We start from the raw sequence: 17,885 nt of genomic DNA on the forward strand, positions 1-17,885 counted from the left end.
CGGCGTGTTCAAACCGGATTACTTATCCAGCTCGTCGAGCGCGTCCTGTAAATCCTTGCGCGATTGAGCCAGTTTGTCTTTGCGTTTGTTGATCTTCTCGGCGTCGCCTTTTTTCATCGCCTTGTCGAGGTCGGCCTGACGCCGGCTGACTTCGTGCTTGGCGTCGAGCACCTTGTTTTCCCGTTCCTTCTTCAAGGAAGCGTCGGTGCAATGGGCGGTAACTTCGCTCAGGGCGGTTTCAAGGCCAGCCTGTTGATCGGCGTTACCGTGAGACTTGGCCAGTTCGATCTGGTTGATGATGCCTTGTTTTTTGGCAGCGCAGCCGGTCAGGCCCGGGGCGTCTTCGGCGGCCATTAATGGAGCGGCCATCACGCTGCACAGGGTCAACAAGGCGAGCGGTGAAAGAAGTTTCATAAAAGCTCCAGGTGAAAAATCGATGTAGCGATGGGCTGTTTGAGCGCATCGGTACCTATGGGTTCCCAGGCTCGCGGGCGTCGCCGGCTGCTAAAAACCGTCAATCCCGGCAACACGTAATGTCTCGCTCAAGGCCATGACCTGCGGGTCGCGGAAAAATGCGCTCAATTGCGCTGCGCGTCCCGGGCCGATGCCGGTTTCGGCCTGCCATTGTTCGGTGTTTCGTTGCGCCAGCGCCTGCCATGAATCGGCGAGCTGTGCCTGGCCAGTCGGCGGCAAGCCCAGGGCTTTGAGCCAGCGGGCGAACGGTCGTTGCCGGGCGCTGTTGAAACTGTTCAAAAGACGAGCACTGCTGCGTTCGCCGAAGCCGTCAATGTTAGCAAGCTCTTGCTCGTCGAGGGTCAACCAATCGAGCAAGTTGTCGAGACGTTCGGCCTTGAGCAGTTTCTCCCAGGTGCCCGGCCCGACATGCGGCAAGGCCAGCCCCTGTTTGCCGCTGAGCCAGGCCAGGCGCGCGAGGAACTGGCTTTCGCACCCGGGCGTCGGCTGCCAGCAACTTAACGGATGAAAATCTGCTGCCAGCGGTGCGTTCAATTCAGGACGTTCGGTGCTGCGCAATACGACACCGTCGAGCCTGGGGATGGTCAGCCCGGCCAGGCTGATGGCGACCTGATCGCCGGGACGAATGTCCAGCGCTTCCCAGCGCTGCAGGGAACTGACGCTGACACGCTTGATCTGCCGGTCATCGAGCATCACCGGTGCCAGATCCAGCACCGGTGTGATCCGGCCGGTTCGTCCAATCTTGAAGTGGACCTTGCGCACCTCGGCCAGTGCCTGGGCGAAGGGATACTTCCAGGCGACGCTCCAGTAAGGCGTTTTCGCCTGCCAGCGCTCGGCCGCTGGGCGCTGGCTCTGTCGCAAAACGACGCCATCGCTGACAAAGGGCAGAGGCGAGCGATACCAGTGATCGCGCCAGCGTTCGGCATCGGCAAATGCCTCGATCGGCTGGCTGTAGGGCGCGGTGCTCGGGAACCCCAGCTCATCCAGAGCCGCCACGCGGGCGGGCAGGCTTTTCGGGCCTTGTGGCCAGTCCCAGACGAACAGGCCGATACCGGCGGCTTGCTCAGGGTTCAGCGTCTTGCGTGCCATTAACCCGGCCACCGTGGCGCGGGCATTGAGGCTGCCGGCCTCGGCTTGCACGTGCTCGGTCAGGCGCCAATAGAGTTCGCCTTGCAGCAGCAGGTCCAGCGGCTGCGGAAGTTTTTGGGGAATGGTGGTGATCTGGCGTGCTGAGGCAGTCCAGTCATGGCCGGTCATCCCGTCACCACGACTGATCGCCTGGTGCAGCCAGCCGTTGCGATAGATCAACGTCACTGCCACGCCGTCGACCTTGGGCTGAATCCAGACCTCATCCCGATTTTTCAGCCAGGCTTCGACCGCGCGCCCATCGCGCAGTTTTTCCAGGCCGGTGTGGGCGATGGGGTGAGCAATCGTGCCACCGGCAGTGCGCAACGGTTCGGCTGAAGGGCCTGAGTCAAAACACTCGCGCCATTCGCTTAGTCGTATGCGGGATTGATCATAGAGTTCATCGGCGACCAAAGAGCGTCCTTCGCGATGATAGCTGTCGTCCCAGAGGTCGATTCGTTTTTGCAGTGCGTTGATTTCGTCCAGAGCGCGGGCCGGCGGCCAATCAGGGCAGTCGGCGGCATTGGCGGTCAGGCAGGTGAGGGTCAGCAGGAAACCGAAAAACAGGCGCAGGTTGGGCAGCATCGAGAGCGTCCTTGCTCGTTGGGATGCTTTCAAGGCTAGTCAGGTTTCGGGTGTGGAGTGCAGAGGTGTAATTCTGCGTGTTTCGAGGTGGGATCTTCTTCATGAAAAAGCCCCGCACGGCGAACCGTGCGGGGCTTTTTGACAACCGGGGAGGTCTTACAGGCCGGCCGCGACACGCAGAGCGTCGGCGCGGTCGGTTTTTTCCCAGGTGAACGTGGTGAACGTATCGTCGCCCACGGTTTTGGTTTCCGGGGTGCGACCGAAGTGGCCGTACGCAGCGGTGTCCTGGTACATCGGGTGCAGCAGGTCGAGCATGGTGGTGATCGCGTATGGACGCAGGTCGAACACTTCGCGGACCAGTTTGACGATCTTGTCATCGCTGATCTTGCCGGTGCCGAAGGTGTTCAACGAAATCGAAGTCGGTTGAGCGACGCCGATTGCGTAGGAAACCTGAATCTCGCAACGCTCGGCCAGGCCGGCAGCGACGATGTTCTTGGCCACATAACGACCGGCGTAGGCAGCCGAACGGTCAACCTTCGATGGATCTTTACCGGAGAACGCGCCGCCGCCGTGACGGGCCATCCCGCCGTAGCTGTCAACGATGATCTTGCGACCGGTCAGGCCGCAGTCGCCCACCGGGCCACCGATGATGAACTGGCCAGTCGGGTTGATGTGGAACTGGGTGTCCTTGGACAGCAGTTCGGCAGGCAGCACGTGCTTGACGATCAGCTCCATCACGCCTTCGCGCAGGTCTTTGTAGGACACTTCCGGGTTGTGCTGGGTCGACAGTACAACGGCGTCGATACCGACAACCTTGCCGTTTTCGTAGCGGCAGGTCACTTGCGACTTGGCGTCTGGACGCAGCCAAGGCAGCAGGCCGGACTTGCGGGCTTCGGCCTGGCGCTGAACCAGTTGGTGCGAGAAGGTGATCGGTGCTGGCATCAGCACGTCGGTTTCATTGCTGGCGTAGCCGAACATCAGGCCCTGGTCGCCGGCGCCCTGATCTTCAGGCTTGGCACGGTCAACACCCTGGTTGATGTCGGGGGACTGCTTGCCGATGATGTTCATCACGCCGCAGGTTGCACCGTCGAAGCCGACATTGGAGCTGTTGTAGCCGATGTCGAGAATCACGTTACGGACGATGTCTTCCAGATCGACCCAGGCCGACGTGGTGACTTCACCGGCGATGATTGCCACGCCGGTTTTCACCAGAGTCTCGCACGCCACGCGGGCGAACTTGTCTTCGGCAATGATGGCGTCCAGCACCGCATCGGAAATCTGGTCGGCGATTTTGTCCGGATGCCCTTCAGACACGGACTCGGAGGTGAAGAGGGAGTATTCGCTCATCTCGATTTTTTCCTGAATTTACCGATGGTGAGTGTCGCCAGCCGGTCGCTGAAAATGGCGGACCTGTATCTGGAAACCATTACGTAAGCCTACATAGAGGCTTTCCCCGGGAACGAGTCCCGCAGCGGTGGCCCAACGGGCCAGATCGTCCTGTTCAAACCCCAACCAGAGATCACCGCAGGCCTCCCTGGCCCAACTCTGGTTGTGGCTACATAACTCTGTCACTAACAGGCTACCGCCTGGTTGCAGCAAGCCGGCCATGTGCTTGAGCGCTTCGGCCGGTGCGGCAAAATGGTGTAGCACCATGTTCAGTACAACGCAGTCGGCCTGAAGGCTTACACCGTTCAATGCATCGGCCAATTGCAGGCTGACGTTAGCCAGCGTTTCACGTTCACAGACCTGACGGGCCAGTTCGAGCATCGCCGGGCTGTTGTCCAGCGCCGTGACCTGAGTGAAGCGACGCGCCAGCTCCGGCAGAAAAGCGCCATCGCCGGGACCTACTTCGATGGCCGTGGCGCCGGGGCCGAAGCTCAGTTTGTCGAGCAGGGCCACCACGCTTTCGCGGTATTGCGGCAGGCCGGCAATCAAGTCTTGCTGGGCGCGAAACTTCTCCGCGACCCGTGAGAAAAAGTCCTGGCTGGCCGCCTCACGTTGCCCGTGGACCTGACCGATCCGCGCCTGAACGTCAGTCGGCAGGGTCAGGTTGTCCACTTCTTCGAGCAGCGCGGCATGCAGCTTGCCGCCCAGCAGATCGGTGTGGGGCAGGGCACGACGGTAGAAAATCGCATTGCCTTCACGGCGGGTCGCCACCAGGTCGGCCTGGGCCAATACCTTGAGGTGATGACTCATGCCGGACTGACCGATGCCGAAGATCTGCGCCAGTTCCAGTACGCCGAACGAATCGTTGGCCAGCGCGCGCAATACATTCAGCCGCAGAGGATCGCCGCCGGCCTTGCACAGGGCCGCCAGCTCATCGCAATCGTCATGTTGAATGGAAGGCACGCGCAGATTCATAAGGCCAGCAGTCTAGTGACGGTCAGAAAACACCGCAAGAGCAATATCAAAAAGTTTTGATATTGGTCGATAGATGGCACTTATTAACGTTAGTTTCAGTCCACAAACCAACAGCGGAAAGGTTTCATCAGTCGAATACGCCGTTATCCATTGGAAAAACGCCTTCGGATGACTATCTCTCATTGCCCCGAGGCGGGTCGGTGAGGGAAAATGCTCGCCTTTTTTCCGTTTCGTTTTATTCACTCTCGATTCAATATCCGCAGGAGATCAGCGATGCCCAGCCGTCGTGAGCGCGCCAACGCCATTCGTGCCCTCAGCATGGATGCCGTGCAAAAAGCCAACAGCGGCCATCCCGGTGCCCCTATGGGTATGGCGGATATCGCCGAAGTACTTTGGCGTGACTACCTGAAGCACAACCCGAGCAATCCATCGTTCGCCGACCGTGACCGCTTCGTGCTGTCCAACGGTCACGGCTCGATGTTGATCTACTCGTTGCTGCACCTGACCGGCTACGACTTGTCAATCGATGACCTGAAAAACTTCCGCCAACTGCACAGCCGCACCCCGGGTCACCCGGAATACGGCTACACACCGGGCGTTGAAACCACCACCGGTCCACTGGGCCAAGGCCTGGCCAACGCAGTCGGTTTCGCCCTGGCGGAAAAAGTCCTGGCGGCGCAGTTCAACCGTCCTGGCCATAACGTCGTCGATCACCACACCTACGTATTCCTGGGTGATGGCTGCATGATGGAAGGCATTTCCCACGAAGTCAGTTCCCTGGCCGGTACGCTGGGCCTGGGCAAACTGATCGCCTTCTACGATGACAACGGCATCTCCATCGACGGCGAAGTCGAAGGCTGGTTCACCGACGACACGCCGAAGCGTTTCGAATCCTACAACTGGCAAGTGATCCGCAATGTCGACGGTCACGATCCGGAAGAAATCAAGATCGCGATCGAAACCGCGCGCAAAAGCGCACAACCGACGCTGATCTGCTGCAAGACCACCATCGGCTTCGGTTCGCCGAACAAGCAAGGCAAGGAAGATTGCCACGGCGCCCCGTTGGGTGACGCGGAAATCGCTCTGACCCGTGAAGCGCTGAAGTGGAACTACGGCCCGTTCGAAATCCCGGCTGATATCTATGCCGAGTGGGACGCCAAGGAAGCCGGTCGCGCTGCCGAAGCCGAGTGGGATCAGCGTTTCGCTGCGTACTCCGCCGCCTTCCCTGAGCTGGCCAATGAACTGGTTCGTCGCCTGAGCGGTGATCTGCCGACCGATTTCGCCGAGAAGGCCCAGGCCTACATCGCTGAAGTCGCGGCCAAAGGCGAATCCATCGCCAGCCGTAAAGCCAGCCAGAACGCCCTGAACGCCTTCGGCCCGCTGCTGCCGGAACTGCTCGGCGGTTCGGCTGACCTGGCCGGTTCCAACCTGACCCTGTGGAAAGGTTGCAAAGGCGTCACCGCCGAAGACGCCAGCGGCAACTACATGTACTACGGCGTTCGCGAGTTCGGCATGAGCGCGATCATGAACGGCGTGGCTCTGCACGGCGGCCTGGTGCCTTACGGCGCGACCTTCCTGATGTTCATGGAATACGCCCGCAACGCGGTACGCATGTCGGCGCTGATGAAGAAACGCATTGTCTACGTGTTCACCCACGACTCCATCGGTCTGGGCGAAGACGGTCCGACGCACCAGCCGATCGAGCAACTGGCCAGCCTGCGCTGCACACCGAACCTCGACACCTGGCGTCCGGCCGATGCCGTTGAATCGGCGGTGGCCTGGAAGTTCGCCCTGGAGCGTGACGACGGTCCTTCGGCGCTGATCTTCTCCCGTCAGAACCTGCAGCACCAAACCCGCAATGCGATCCAGATCGAAGAGATCGCCCGTGGCGGTTACGTGTTGAAGGACTGCGCAGGCGAGCCTGAGCTGATCCTGATCGCCACCGGTTCGGAAGTCGGCCTGGCCGTTCAAGCCTTCGACAAACTGACCGAGCAAGGCCGTAAGGTCCGTGTGGTATCGATGCCGTGCACCAGCGTCTTCGAAGCCCAGGACGCCGGCTACAAGCAATCGGTTCTGCCGTTGCAGGTCAGCGCGCGTATCGCCATCGAAGCCGCCCACGCGGACTACTGGTACAAGTACGTGGGCCTGGAAGGTCGCGTGATCGGCATGACCACCTACGGCGAGTCGGCGCCTGCGCCGGCCTTGTTCGAAGAGTTCGGCTTCACCCTGGAAAACATCCTGGGTCAGGCTGAAGAGCTGCTGGAAGACTGATCCAGAAAATGTGTCGTCTGGACTGCCGCTTTCGCGAGCAAGCCCGCTCCCACTGGAGATCGCACTCTCCTGTGGGAGCGGGCTTGCTCGCGAAGGCGTCGGGCCAGTCAATGCTGCACTGACGGATTCACCACGGTAATCGAGAACCCCATGCCTCAACCGCGTCCTTACAAAGTTGCACTCAACGGCTACGGCCGAATTGGTCGTTGCGTCTTGCGTGCGTTGTTTGAGCGAGGCGAGAAAGCCGGGTTTGAAATTGTCGCGATCAACGATCTGGCCGACATGGCCAGCATCGAATACCTGACACGCTTCGACTCCACTCACGGGCGGTTTCCCGGTGAAGTGAGGGTTGAGGGCGATTGTCTGCATATTAAGGGCGACTGCGTGAAGGTCCTGCGCAGTGCCACCCCCGAAGGCATCGATTGGGCGTCGTTGGGCGTCGATCTGGTGCTGGAGTGCTCCGGCGCTTATCACACCCGTCAGGATGGCCAGCGTTTTCTCGACGCCGGTGCGCCACGGGTGCTGTTTTCCCAGCCGATGGCCAGCGAGGCGGATGTCGACGCCACCATCGTCTACGGCGTGAACCAGGATTGCCTGACCGGCGACGAGCTGCTGGTGTCCAACGCGTCTTGCACCACCAACTGCGGCGTGCCGCTGTTGCGCCTGCTGGATCAGGCCATTGGTCTGGAATACGTGTCGATCACCACCATCCACTCGGCGATGAACGATCAGCCGGTGATCGACGCCTATCACCACGAAGACCTGCGCCGCACCCGTTCGGCGTTCCAGTCGGTGATTCCGGTGTCCACTGGTCTGGCGCGAGGCATTGAGCGCCTGCTGCCGGAACTTGCCGGGCGAATTCAGGCCAAAGCCGTGCGGGTGCCGACGGTTAACGTGTCTTGCCTCGATATTACGATGCAGACCGTGAGCGATACCGACGCCACCGAGGTCAACCGGATTCTGCGCGAGGCCGCCACCCATGGCCCGCTCAAAGGCCTTCTGGCCTACACCGAGTTGCCTCACGCCAGTTGTGATTTTAATCATGACCCACATTCGGCCATCGTCGATGCCAGTCAGACACGCGTTTCCGGCCCACGGCTGGTGAACATCCTGGCCTGGTTCGACAACGAATGGGGTTTTGCCAATCGAATGCTGGACGTTGCAGAGCACTATTTGCAAGCCGCTACTACTCCACAATCTGTCTTTCAAAAACAGTAACCCAGGAATTGCGACCCATGACCGTGTTGAAGATGACCGACCTCGATCTGCAAGGTAAGCGCGTACTGATCCGCGAAGACCTCAACGTCCCAGTCAAGGACGGTGTTGTCACCAGCGATGCGCGTATCCTGGCTTCGCTGCCGACCATCAAGCTGGCCCTGGAAAAAGGCGCGGCAGTGATGGTCTGCTCGCACCTTGGCCGTCCGACCGAAGGCGAATTCTCCGCCGAGAACAGCCTCAAGCCAGTGGCTGACTACCTGAGCAAGGCTCTGGGCCGTGAAGTGCCGCTGGTGTCCGATTACCTGGGCGGCGTCGACGTGAAAGCCGGCGACATCGTGTTGTTCGAAAACGTGCGCTTCAACAAGGGCGAGAAAAAGAACGCCGACGAGCTGGCCAAGCAATACGCCGCTCTGTGCGACGTGTTCGTGATGGACGCTTTCGGCACTGCTCACCGCGCCGAGGGCTCGACCCATGGCGTGGCCAAATTCGCCAAAGTCGCCGCTGCTGGCCCGTTGCTCGCCGCCGAACTGGACGCACTGGGCAAGGCCCTGGGCTCCCCGGCCCAGCCAATGGCTGCCATTGTTGCGGGCTCTAAAGTGTCGACCAAACTCGACGTACTCAACAGCCTGAGCCAGATCTGCAACCAGCTGATCGTTGGTGGCGGCATTGCCAACACCTTCCTGGCCGCTGCCGGTCACCCGGTTGGCAAATCGCTGTACGAGCCGGACCTGCTGGACACCGCTCGTGAAATCGCGGCGAAAGTCAGCGTGCCATTGCCAGTGGACGTGGTAGTCGCCAAGGAATTCGCTGAAAGTGCGACCGCGACTGTCAAACTGATCGCCGACGTGGCTGCAGACGACATGATCCTGGACATCGGCCCACAGACCGCGGCGAATTTCGCCGAGCTGCTGAAGTCGTCCAAGACCATCCTGTGGAACGGCCCGGTGGGCGTGTTCGAATTCGACCAGTTCGGTAACGGCACCAAAGTGCTGGCCCAGGCCATCGCGGAAAGCTCGGCGTTCTCCATTGCCGGCGGTGGCGACACTCTGGCGGCCATCGATAAATATGGCGTTGCCGAGCAAATCTCCTACATTTCTACCGGCGGCGGTGCTTTCCTCGAATTCGTCGAAGGCAAAGTGCTGCCGGCCGTTGAAGTCCTGGAAAGCCGGGCCAAGGCCTGAGGCCGCTCATTTGACCAGGCAAAGGAGTGTTCAGATGGTCAGGACATTAATGCTGTTGATCGCCGCGGGTATGCTGGCGGCTTGCGGGAGTAACCCGAAAGCCACGCCGGAGCCCGCGCCATCCGCGTCGGATAAAGGCTGCTACCAGGCTGACTGGCAAGCGGAAACCAACCCGGTGATCAACAAGCGGTCCGGGCCCGATGGCCTGGACAAATACGAGACACAGACTCCGGCCAAGGAACATGGCTGCCCTTGACGGGTCTGACTCTTTAACTCAGGGCTGGCGGCGTGTGCTGTCAGTCGAGGAACACGGATGAAACGCTTTATTGCCGTTGCGGCAGTGGCATTGCTGGCAGGTTGTTCGAATTTCGACCTGTTCAAGCCTGCCCAATCAACGGACAACTGGACCACCTGGACCTGCGACAGTCAGGCCAAAGTGCTCTGGCGCTACACTGGCGTGAGCCGCAAGGCAGTCGATGTCCGTTTGGGCGGCGCCGATCAGGTCTACCGCCTGAAGCTTGAGCCGGGCGCCGAAGGCTCGCTGTACAGCAACGACATGCTGGCGTTTCACGTAAAAGGTGAGGAGGGCCTGGTGTACTGGGTCGCCACCAATGATTTGATCGGCCGCGGTTGTAAAGCGCAGTAATTGACACGCCACGGACCTAATGTGGGTGCGGGCTTTTGTGGCGAGGGGGCTTGCCCCCGTTGGAGTGCGAAGCACTCCCGAAGCCAGCGGATGCAGTGCTTCAGTTAGACCACGTCGTCCGATTTGCGACTGCTGCGCAGCCGAACGGGGGCAAGCCCCCTCGCCACAAGGCTTCAGCGATACAAGAGTTTTGTTGTACCGAATTCGCAGCCCGGGCCAACCCCCGATCTGCAATAACTTGAATAGCCGCCGCCGCTACGGCAGGCTGGCACGATTAACGACCCTCAACCGGGAGAGACACACACAATGGCACTTATCAGCATGCGCCAGATGCTGGACCACGCAGCCGAGTTCGGCTACGGCGTTCCAGCCTTCAACGTCAACAACCTTGAGCAGATGCGCGCCATCATGGAAGCCGCTGACAAGACTGACTCCCCGGTGATCGTCCAGGCTTCGGCCGGTGCTCGCAAATACGCAGGCGCCCCGTTCCTGCGTCACCTGATCCTGGCGGCCATCGAAGAATTCCCGCACATCCCGGTGTGCATGCACCAGGACCACGGCACCAGCCCTGACGTCTGCCAGCGCTCCATTCAACTGGGCTTCAGCTCGGTCATGATGGACGGCTCCCTAGGCGAAGACGGCAAGACCCCGACCGACTACGAGTACAACGTTCGCGTTACCCAACAAACCGTGGCCATGGCTCACGCCTGCGGCGTATCGGTGGAAGGCGAGCTGGGCTGCCTGGGTTCGCTGGAAACCGGCATGGCCGGTGAAGAAGACGGCATCGGCGCCGAAGGCGTTCTGGATCACAGCCAAATGCTGACCGACCCGGAAGAAGCCGCGGACTTCGTCAAGAAGACCCAGGTCGACGCCCTGGCCATCGCCATCGGCACCAGCCACGGCGCCTACAAGTTCACCAAGCCACCTACCGGCGACGTGCTGGCCATCGACCGCATCAAGGAAATCCACAAACGCATCCCGAACACCCACCTGGTGATGCACGGTTCGTCTTCGGTTCCGCAAGAGTGGCTGGCGATCATCAACCAGTACGGCGGCGACATCAAAGAAACCTACGGCGTACCGGTTGAAGAAATCGTCGAAGGCATCAAGCACGGCGTGCGCAAGGTCAACATCGACACCGACCTGCGTTTGGCGTCCACCGGTGCGATGCGTCGCCTGATGGCCACCAACCCGAGCGAGTTCGACCCGCGTAAATTCTTCGGCGCGACTGTGACTGCGATGCGTGACGTGTGTATTGCGCGTTATGAGCAGTTTGGTACTGCCGGTAATGCTTCGAAGATCAAGCCGATTTCGTTGGAAGCGATGTTCCAGCGTTACCTGAAAGGCGAGTTGAACGCTAAGGTTAACTAAGCCCGAGCGTTAAGCTGCGTTGATAAGAAACCCGCCGAGAGGCGGGTTTTTTTTGGAAGCAAGTTTGCTCGCCTTGCACCAACCGAGCCGCGATTACTCCTTCGGTTCGACGTGATCCAGTGCCTGGTTCACCGCCAGTTCACCGAGCATGACCACTTGCGCAATGCCCAGCAGGGTCTTGCGATGGGAGGTCTCCAGCAATGCTGCGAAATTGTTGAGCATGAGGGTGGCCGAGCCGAGTGTTTCGCTGGCGTTGGCCAGCAGCGCTTCGGTGTTGTACTTCGGATTGGCGAGGTACATGGGCTCGGGTTCGTGGGTGGTGGCCATGATTTGGGCGGCGGGGTTGAGGTAATGGTCGAGGGCGCGCTCGGCGGCTTCGTGGAATTTTTTTGAATCGGGGGATTCGTAGGGGGATGCCGGGTCTGTGACCGGCGGATGCGGCGTTGATTTAGTCATTTGCTCGAAACCTGATTGGAGTGCCCCTCTCTGGCTACTAATCAAAGTGGAGGCAACTGTACGCAGGTTAGTAGACCGGGGTTTCGAGCAAGCCGGCGCACCCGAAGGTGCCCTGCGCACAGTTACCATCAAGTCCAGGAATCGAAATCCCTGACTGACAGATGCTTGTGCACCAAGCTCGAAACCACGGGCTACTAAACCCGATCACTGCGAATCAGTGACACGAATCAAGTTACCGATGGCCTCCCAGACGCACAAGCCGGCGGATTCTGGCGTACCTGTAGGCAGCGACGCAAGCCGTTGTAGGCCTCATGAAGTAACGCTGAGTGTCTTTAAACGTTGGCGTTTAAGTGGGGCTGTGGCGAGGGGGCTTGCCCCCGTTCGGCGGCGTAGCCGCCGTAAACTGGGAGGCGCGGTGCACCAGCGGGAATGGGGTGGCAGGGTTTGGGGCTGCTATCGCAGCCCAACGGGGGCAAGCCCCCTCGCCACAATGGGTGGATTCCTGCGGGTTCTGTGGATGCCCGGATTGTTCTGCTGTCCGAGTGGTCCTGGGATTACGTATTGTGATCGATATCCAGATGGCTGAACGTCACTTCCCCACCTTCAGTGGTGTACCCGGTATTGTCCTGCACATAAACCCCGGCCTTGAAGTACAGCGGCTTATCACGCCACATCGTGCTTATTTCGGTGTCCCACTGGTAGCCCGCCGCACTGATGCCTAATGCACCGCCCGGGCTGAGGTGGATGAGGTAGGAGAATTCCTGATTGAGTTTCACGCCGGTGGCGATGGTGATGACCCGGGCGGTGTCGTCGTCGGGGTGCATGCGGACTTTGGCGACGATGTTGCCGGTCGAGGTGGAGGTTTTGTATTGATACTCGACCTTCACCAAGGGCTTTTGGCTCTTATAGGCGTGAATCTGGCCAATGACGATCTTGCCCGAACTGGGCACCTGGCTGACCGAGAGGGTGGCACGCAGGGTGTTGTCCGCGTCAGGGTAGTACCAGTTTTTCAGCGTGCCGTTGCTGTAGGTTTCGCGCAGTTCGGTGCGCGGGTAGATCGCGTTTTCGGTTTTGGTGCCGGTTACCGGGGACCAGAAAAACAAGGTACCGGTGTCGGAGTGGAAGTATTGATCCTTGAAGCCGTCTACCAGCTTGGCTGTTTCGACGGTGTACGGCGGGCTGCCGACGGGAACGCTGAGGTTCCAGGTTGCGAGATCGATCATAATTCAAGCTTCCACTTTTTTTACTGCACGTGCGTGCCAGAAGCTCTAGCTCGCGCCTTCGGGTGGGTCTTTATAAGCGTAGAAGGCCTCTTTGTTAATGCCCTTCTGGCAGATGATTGGCGTCAACAACCTGTCGAAATGCCATCCTTCCCGGTTTATAAGGCCTGCAGGGCTGACCGTTAGTCGGCTATATGAAACTTTACCGAAGTGATGGGATACCAGCGGCTTCTGCTTTATGGGATCCGGGTCTAGAGTGAAGTCGCAATAGGTGACCGGTTTTAACAAAAAGCCGGCCTGACGCCCCGAACAAGAGATGCAGCATGGAATGCGCACAATCTAAGCCAGCTGAAGGCAACTCAATCCTGTTAATTGTTGATGATTACCCTGAAAACCTGATCAGCATGCGCGCGTTGTTACAGCGCCAGGATTGGCAGGTCATGACCGCGGCTTCCGGTTTTGAAGCCCTTGGCCTGTTACTCGAACACGATGTCGACCTGGTGCTGCTGGATGTGCAGATGCCGGGCATGGACGGTTTTGAAGTGGCGCGCTTGATGCGCGGCAGCCAGCGAACCCGTCTTACGCCAATCATTTTTCTTACCGCCAACGAACAGTCCCAGGACGCCGTGATCAAGGGTTACGCCAGTGGCGCGGTGGATTACCTGTTCAAACCGTTCGACCCGCAAATACTCAAACCCAAAGTCCAGGCGTTGCTCGAGCACCAGCGTAATCGCCGTGCCTTGCAGCGGTTGAGCCATGATCTGGAAGTCGCCCGGGCTTTCAATGCTTCGGTGCTGGATAACGCCGCCGAAGGCATTCTGGTGGTGGGCGAGGACGGGGTGATTCGCTTTGCCAACCCGGCGATGTCTCGCTTGCTCAATGCCACGGTGAACGACCTGCAAGGCAAGGAGTTTCTGGATTTCCTGCAAAAACCGCACATCCCGATCTGGGCCGATTCCGATTTGTTTGCCGGTTACAAACGCGGTGAAACCCTGCGCTTGCACGATGCGCTGCTGCGTACCGCACCCGGCCAGCAAGTGCCGGTGGCGTTGTCTTGCGCGCCTTTGCCCGCCGAACAACATGCGATGGTGGTGACGGTGCTGGACATGTCGGTGGTGCGCCATCTGCATCAGCAGTTGGAGTTCCAGGCGGTGACCGACCCGCTGACCGGGCTGCTCAATCGCCGGGGTTTCTACCAGACCGTTGAAAACCTGCTGCTGCGCGGCGAACGTTCCGACAGCACTTGGGTGCTGTTGTACCTGGACCTCGACGGCTTCAAGCGGGTCAATGATTCCCTCGGCCACGATGCCGGCGACCGGGTGCTGCGTTGGGTGTCCGAGCAGTTGAAGGCGTGCCTGCGGCCCTTCGATATTCTGGCGCGGATGGGGGGCGATGAGTTCACTGCGTTGCTGGATCTTGAGCTCCCCGAGCAGGCGGCAAAGATTGCCGAGAAGCTCATCGAGCGGGTGTCGATCTGTCAGCAGATCGAAGGCATGGACATCGCCTTGGGTGCCAGCATCGGCATCGCCACTTATCCCGATTGCGGGTCTAATCTGGACGGACTGATGCGCGCCTCCGACATTGCCATGTACGAAGCCAAGCGCGCCGGGCGTCAGCAATATCGCTTCTACGATCACGAAATGAACGGCCGGGCGCGCTCGCGGCTGATGCTTGAAGAGAGCGTGCGCACGGCCATCGAGAACCGCGATTTCAACCTGGTGTATCAGCCCCAGGTGGCGATTGCCGATGGGCAGATCCGCGGGTTCGAAGCGTTGTTGCGCTGGCAGCATCCGAGTGTCGGCGATGTACCGCCGGGGCTGTTTTTACCGTTGCTGGAAGAGGCGCGATTGATCAGTCGCCTGGGTAGCTGGATTTATCATCGCGGGGCCAAACAGCGCAAAGCCTGGGAAACCTTGTTCGCCGAAGATTTGGTGCTGGGCGTCAGCTTGAGCAGCACCCAATTCGGGTTGCCCAACCTAGTCACCGAGCTGCGTCAGGTGCTGGAGCGCCATGGCTTGAAACCGCAGCAGCTGGAAGTCGAGGTCACGGAAGAGGCCTTGATGTCTAACCCCGACGAGACCCGCAAACAACTGCGTTTGCTGCGCAATCTGGGGGTGCGGGTGGCGCTGGATGACTTCGGCTCCGGGGCTTGTTCGCTGGCGCATTTGCGCGACCTGGAACTGGACACGCTCAAGCTCGACCGGCATTTGATCGCCCGGTTGCCAGGGTCTGAACGGGATGCGGCGCTGGCACGCAGTGTCATCGATTTGTGCAACCGGTTAGGGCTGCTGGTGATCGCCGAAGGGGTTGAAACGGTGGCGCAATATGAGTGGCTGCAAGCCAACGGTTGCCAGTATGTGCAGGGTTTCCTGGTGGCGCGGCCGTTGATGGCCGAGGACACCGGTCACTTTGTCGAGCCGTTCGACTGGGGCGCGCTGACGAGTTGAATTCGCTACACTGGCGACCTTTTCGTGATGCGTGTTGCCGCTCCAATGACTGTGTTGAAATACCTCCAGGCTTATCCTGCCGCGTTGCAGGACCAGGTGCGCCAACTGATCGCCGAAGGTCGGCTGGGCGATTACCTGAGCCAGCGCTATCCGGAAAAACACGGGGTGCAGAGCGACAAGGCGCTGTACGCCTATGCCCTGGACCTCAAGCAGGAATACCTGCGTAACGCCCCGGCCATCGACAAGGTGTTGTTCGACAACCGCCTGGACCTGACCCACCGCGCGCTCGGTCTGCACACCGCGATATCACGGGTGCAGGGTGGCAAGCTCAAGGCCAAGAAAGAAATTCGCATCGCCTCGCTGTTCAAGGACGCGGCGCCGCAGTTTCTGAAGATGATCGTGGTGCATGAGCTGGCGCACTTCAAAGAGTCGGATCACAACAAGGCGTTCTACAAGTTGTGCGAGCACATGTTGCCAGGGTATCACCAGGTGGAGTTCGATTTGCGGGTGTACCTGACGTGGCGGGATATGCACTGAACAAATCTGCTAATTAATCGGGAGCGCATGGATGGACGTGAGCAAGACCAAGAGCAGCTTCTACCGCCGATTGTACGTGGCGTACCTGATCGACAGCGGGCTGGCCAGTAACGTCCCGGCATTGACCGAGGTGACCGGCATGCCCCGACGCACGGCTCAGGACACCATCGCGGCGTTGGCGGATCTGGATATCGTTTGTGAGTTCGAGCAGGAAGAAGGCGCACGTAACCACGCGGGACGCTATCGGATTCGCGAGTGGGGGGCGATTGATCGGGGGTGGATCGAGCGTAATCTGCGGCAGATTAAAGCGGTGCTGGAGTATCCCTGAGCTTTTGCGGTGTTGCAGATGACGCCTTCGCGGGCAAGCCTCGCTCCTACAGGGGTTCACTGTTCCTGTGGGAGCGGGCTTGCCCGCGATGGGGCCCTCAAGGACGACGCATCCCGATATGCGGAATCTCATCTTCCAGGTATTCCTCACCCACCACCACAAACCCGTACCGCCCATAATACCCCTGCAAATGTGCCTGGGCCGAGAGGTAGATCGGCACCTCGGGCCAGTGCTTCTCGGCCTGTTTCAACGCCTGGCTCATCAACTCATGCCCAAGCCCGGCGCCGCGTGCCGCGGGTGCGATGATCACCCGGCCAATCACTACATCGCCGCCCTGCAACTCTGGGTCGAGCAATCGCAGGTAGGCCACCAGCCGATCCCCGTCCCAGCCCATCAAATGGCAAGTGTCACCTTCCAGGTCCTGGCCATCGATGTCTTGATAAGCGCATTTCTGCTCGACGACAAACACTTCGGCGCGCAGCTGCAAAATGGCGTACAGCTGCTCTTTACCCAGATCGCTGTGATGTTTGCAGACCCAATCGATTGTCATCTTCACATTCCTTGAACAACGTTGTTCCGATACTAAGCGCCCTGAGGCGGGATGTCTTTATGACAGAGGAATCTGTGATAAAGACCAAAATGCCATCATTCATTTCTCGCGAGATTGTCTTCTTTGTGTAATCTGCGATGAAGCGCTGTGCAATGGCCTCAATGAGCTAATGTTAGGACCTGGGTTTGCCGGTAGAGGGACCTTGGAGTTTTGGCTGAAAAACACGTCGGGCAGCTCGCCCGCTAAGGATTTCTGGCATGCCGCGGTTTCATCGAGCGTTTGCTTTGATCGGATTGCTGTTGCTGACACAGGCCGAGGCTGCGGAAAAGCTGCGTCTGGTCGCCGATGCCTGGCCACCCTTTACCGACGCCACGCTGGTCAATGGCGGTGTGGCCACGGACATCGTCAGCACCGCACTGGCCCGGGCCGGTTACGCCAGCGATTTCGAACAAGTGCCGTGGGCCCGGGCCTTGTTTGGGGTGGGCGAGGGACGTTACGACGTACTGGTCAACACCTGGTACACCGATGAGCGCACGAAGCTGGGGCAATTTTCAGGTGAGTACCTGCTCAACCGCGTGCGCTTTCTCAAGCGCAAAGACACGCCAATCGAATACAACAACCTGCAACAACTGCACACCTACCCGATAGCGGTCGTACGCGGTTATGCCTATTCGCACGAATTTGACGACGATGTGTCGTTGCAGAAAGTCCCGGTGCATAACTTCGCCATGGCTGTGCGCATGGTCGCGGCCGATCGGGTCAAGCTGACTTTGGAAGACGAGTTCGTCGCCCGGTATTACCTGGCGCGGGAATCACCCAAAGTGCGCAATGCCGTGGAGTTCCTGCCCAAGCCGTTGAGCGAGAACAGTCTGCATATTCTGGTGAGCCTGAAGAACCCGGAGCATGAACAGATCGTCGCCGGTTTCGATCGCGAGATTGCGGCGATGAAGGCTGATGGGAGTTATGAGAAGTTGCTCAGGCAGCATGGGATGTAATCTGAAAGGCCAGCAGTGTCTGAGCTGAAGCCTTCGCGGGCAAGCCTCGCTCAGAGTTTGTGTCGGGTGCAAATCCCGTGGCCGACACTGATCCTGTAGGAGCGAGGCTTGCCCGCGAAC

The 17,885-nt window shown here is 59.6% G+C and carries 17 protein-coding genes; 10 read left to right on the forward strand and 7 right to left on the reverse strand.

Annotated features, from left to right (window positions below):
• Positions 1 to 18 precede the first annotated feature (18 nt).
• The 4 genes from AC1RL4_RS05900 to AC1RL4_RS05915 form a co-directional block, all read right to left on the reverse strand.
• Complete coding sequence (locus tag AC1RL4_RS05900; protein WP_019580648.1) at positions 19 to 414, reverse strand: DUF1090 domain-containing protein; 396 nt, start codon at positions 412 to 414, stop codon at positions 19 to 21.
• Between the two features lie 90 nt (positions 415 to 504).
• A complete protein-coding gene (gene ligB, locus AC1RL4_RS05905; RefSeq protein WP_230173333.1) occupies positions 505 to 2,184 on the reverse strand; it encodes an NAD-dependent DNA ligase LigB in 1,680 nt (559 codons plus the stop codon).
• Between the two features lie 156 nt (positions 2,185 to 2,340).
• Positions 2,341 to 3,531, reverse strand: coding sequence for a methionine adenosyltransferase (metK, locus tag AC1RL4_RS05910; protein ID WP_028939060.1), 1,191 nt, complete (start codon positions 3,529 to 3,531; stop codon positions 2,341 to 2,343).
• Between the two features lie 18 nt (positions 3,532 to 3,549).
• Entirely contained in the window at positions 3,550 to 4,545 is a 996-nt protein-coding gene (locus tag AC1RL4_RS05915) for an ArsR/SmtB family transcription factor (RefSeq protein ID WP_019580651.1), read from the reverse strand.
• Positions 4,546 to 4,818: 273 nt separating this feature from the next.
• Between AC1RL4_RS05915 and tkt the strand changes: the two genes are divergently transcribed.
• The 6 genes from tkt to fba all read left to right on the forward strand — a co-directional run bounded on the left by tkt (position 4,819) and on the right by fba (position 11,232).
• On the forward strand, positions 4,819 to 6,816 hold the full coding sequence (tkt, locus tag AC1RL4_RS05920; protein WP_018928751.1) for a transketolase: 1,998 nt from the start codon (positions 4,819 to 4,821) through the stop codon (positions 6,814 to 6,816).
• A 150-nt stretch (positions 6,817 to 6,966) separates the two neighbouring features.
• Positions 6,967 to 8,034: an erythrose-4-phosphate dehydrogenase gene (gene epd / locus AC1RL4_RS05925; RefSeq protein ID WP_018928752.1), complete on the forward strand. Its 1,068-nt coding sequence runs from the start codon at positions 6,967 to 6,969 to the stop codon at positions 8,032 to 8,034.
• A 17-nt stretch (positions 8,035 to 8,051) separates the two neighbouring features.
• On the forward strand, positions 8,052 to 9,215 hold the full coding sequence (locus AC1RL4_RS05930; RefSeq protein WP_007937921.1) for a phosphoglycerate kinase: 1,164 nt from the start codon (positions 8,052 to 8,054) through the stop codon (positions 9,213 to 9,215).
• Positions 9,216 to 9,249: 34 nt separating this feature from the next.
• Positions 9,250 to 9,471: a hypothetical protein gene (locus AC1RL4_RS05935; protein ID WP_019580652.1), complete on the forward strand. Its 222-nt coding sequence runs from the start codon at positions 9,250 to 9,252 to the stop codon at positions 9,469 to 9,471.
• Positions 9,472 to 9,528: 57 nt separating this feature from the next.
• Positions 9,529 to 9,861 (forward strand): MliC family protein, encoded by a 333-nt coding sequence (locus AC1RL4_RS05940; RefSeq protein WP_230173334.1) that lies wholly within the window; start codon positions 9,529 to 9,531, stop codon positions 9,859 to 9,861.
• A gap of 306 nt (positions 9,862 to 10,167) precedes the next feature.
• Positions 10,168 to 11,232, forward strand: coding sequence for a class II fructose-bisphosphate aldolase (fba, locus tag AC1RL4_RS05945; RefSeq protein ID WP_018928755.1), 1,065 nt, complete (start codon positions 10,168 to 10,170; stop codon positions 11,230 to 11,232).
• 93 nt (positions 11,233 to 11,325) lie between these two features.
• Here the strand turns inward: fba and AC1RL4_RS05950 are convergent, their stop codons facing one another.
• Positions 11,326 to 11,688: a DUF6124 family protein gene (locus AC1RL4_RS05950; RefSeq protein WP_028939059.1), complete on the reverse strand. Its 363-nt coding sequence runs from the start codon at positions 11,686 to 11,688 to the stop codon at positions 11,326 to 11,328.
• A 554-nt stretch (positions 11,689 to 12,242) separates the two neighbouring features.
• On the reverse strand, positions 12,243 to 12,911 hold the full coding sequence (locus AC1RL4_RS05955) for a polysaccharide lyase family 7 protein (RefSeq protein ID WP_230173342.1): 669 nt from the start codon (positions 12,909 to 12,911) through the stop codon (positions 12,243 to 12,245).
• Positions 12,912 to 13,231: 320 nt separating this feature from the next.
• On the opposite strand from AC1RL4_RS05955, the gene AC1RL4_RS05960 reads away from it, so the two are divergent.
• From AC1RL4_RS05960 to AC1RL4_RS05970, 3 genes are read left to right on the forward strand one after another with little or no spacing between them, the layout of a single operon-like run.
• Positions 13,232 to 15,355, forward strand: coding sequence for a putative bifunctional diguanylate cyclase/phosphodiesterase (locus tag AC1RL4_RS05960; protein ID WP_230173344.1), 2,124 nt, complete (start codon positions 13,232 to 13,234; stop codon positions 15,353 to 15,355).
• A gap of 45 nt (positions 15,356 to 15,400) precedes the next feature.
• Positions 15,401 to 15,892 (forward strand): M48 metallopeptidase family protein, encoded by a 492-nt coding sequence (locus AC1RL4_RS05965; RefSeq protein WP_007937938.1) that lies wholly within the window; start codon positions 15,401 to 15,403, stop codon positions 15,890 to 15,892.
• A gap of 31 nt (positions 15,893 to 15,923) precedes the next feature.
• Positions 15,924 to 16,220: a winged helix-turn-helix domain-containing protein gene (locus AC1RL4_RS05970; protein ID WP_007937940.1), complete on the forward strand. Its 297-nt coding sequence runs from the start codon at positions 15,924 to 15,926 to the stop codon at positions 16,218 to 16,220.
• Between the two features lie 97 nt (positions 16,221 to 16,317).
• Here the strand turns inward: AC1RL4_RS05970 and AC1RL4_RS05975 are convergent, their stop codons facing one another.
• A complete protein-coding gene (locus AC1RL4_RS05975; RefSeq protein ID WP_019580655.1) occupies positions 16,318 to 16,770 on the reverse strand; it encodes a GNAT family N-acetyltransferase in 453 nt (150 codons plus the stop codon).
• Between the two features lie 257 nt (positions 16,771 to 17,027).
• Between AC1RL4_RS05975 and AC1RL4_RS05980 the strand changes: the two genes are divergently transcribed.
• Positions 17,028 to 17,765: a substrate-binding periplasmic protein gene (locus AC1RL4_RS05980; RefSeq protein WP_019580656.1), complete on the forward strand. Its 738-nt coding sequence runs from the start codon at positions 17,028 to 17,030 to the stop codon at positions 17,763 to 17,765.
• Positions 17,766 to 17,885: the final 120 nt, after the last annotated feature.

Source organism: Pseudomonas sp. GW822-FHT07A10 (assembly GCF_058798795.1).

Excerpts from the sequence above, each read along its gene's own strand:
- AC1RL4_RS05940 (WP_230173334.1), top strand. The coding sequence starts at position 9,529 with ATGAAACGCTTTATTGCCGTTGCGGCAGTGGCATTGCTGGCAGGTTGT.
- ligB (WP_230173333.1), bottom strand. The coding sequence starts at position 2,184 with ATGCTGCCCAACCTGCGCCTGTTTTTCGGTTTCCTGCTGACCCTCACC.
- AC1RL4_RS05960 (WP_230173344.1), top strand. The coding sequence starts at position 13,232 with ATGGAATGCGCACAATCTAAGCCAGCTGAAGGCAACTCAATCCTGTTA.
- AC1RL4_RS05955 (WP_230173342.1), bottom strand. The coding sequence starts at position 12,911 with ATGATCGATCTCGCAACCTGGAACCTCAGCGTTCCCGTCGGCAGCCCG.
- AC1RL4_RS05930 (WP_007937921.1), top strand. The coding sequence starts at position 8,052 with ATGACCGTGTTGAAGATGACCGACCTCGATCTGCAAGGTAAGCGCGTA.
- metK (WP_028939060.1), bottom strand. The coding sequence starts at position 3,531 with ATGAGCGAATACTCCCTCTTCACCTCCGAGTCCGTGTCTGAAGGGCAT.
- AC1RL4_RS05935 (WP_019580652.1), top strand. The coding sequence starts at position 9,250 with ATGGTCAGGACATTAATGCTGTTGATCGCCGCGGGTATGCTGGCGGCT.
- AC1RL4_RS05970 (WP_007937940.1), top strand. The coding sequence starts at position 15,924 with ATGGACGTGAGCAAGACCAAGAGCAGCTTCTACCGCCGATTGTACGTG.
- AC1RL4_RS05975 (WP_019580655.1), bottom strand. The coding sequence starts at position 16,770 with ATGACAATCGATTGGGTCTGCAAACATCACAGCGATCTGGGTAAAGAG.
- AC1RL4_RS05980 (WP_019580656.1), top strand. The coding sequence starts at position 17,028 with ATGCCGCGGTTTCATCGAGCGTTTGCTTTGATCGGATTGCTGTTGCTG.
- AC1RL4_RS05965 (WP_007937938.1), top strand. The coding sequence starts at position 15,401 with ATGACTGTGTTGAAATACCTCCAGGCTTATCCTGCCGCGTTGCAGGAC.
- AC1RL4_RS05900 (WP_019580648.1), bottom strand. The coding sequence starts at position 414 with ATGAAACTTCTTTCACCGCTCGCCTTGTTGACCCTGTGCAGCGTGATG.
- fba (WP_018928755.1), top strand. The coding sequence starts at position 10,168 with ATGGCACTTATCAGCATGCGCCAGATGCTGGACCACGCAGCCGAGTTC.
- tkt (WP_018928751.1), top strand. The coding sequence starts at position 4,819 with ATGCCCAGCCGTCGTGAGCGCGCCAACGCCATTCGTGCCCTCAGCATG.
- AC1RL4_RS05950 (WP_028939059.1), bottom strand. The coding sequence starts at position 11,688 with ATGACTAAATCAACGCCGCATCCGCCGGTCACAGACCCGGCATCCCCC.
- AC1RL4_RS05915 (WP_019580651.1), bottom strand. The coding sequence starts at position 4,545 with ATGAATCTGCGCGTGCCTTCCATTCAACATGACGATTGCGATGAGCTG.
- epd (WP_018928752.1), top strand. The coding sequence starts at position 6,967 with ATGCCTCAACCGCGTCCTTACAAAGTTGCACTCAACGGCTACGGCCGA.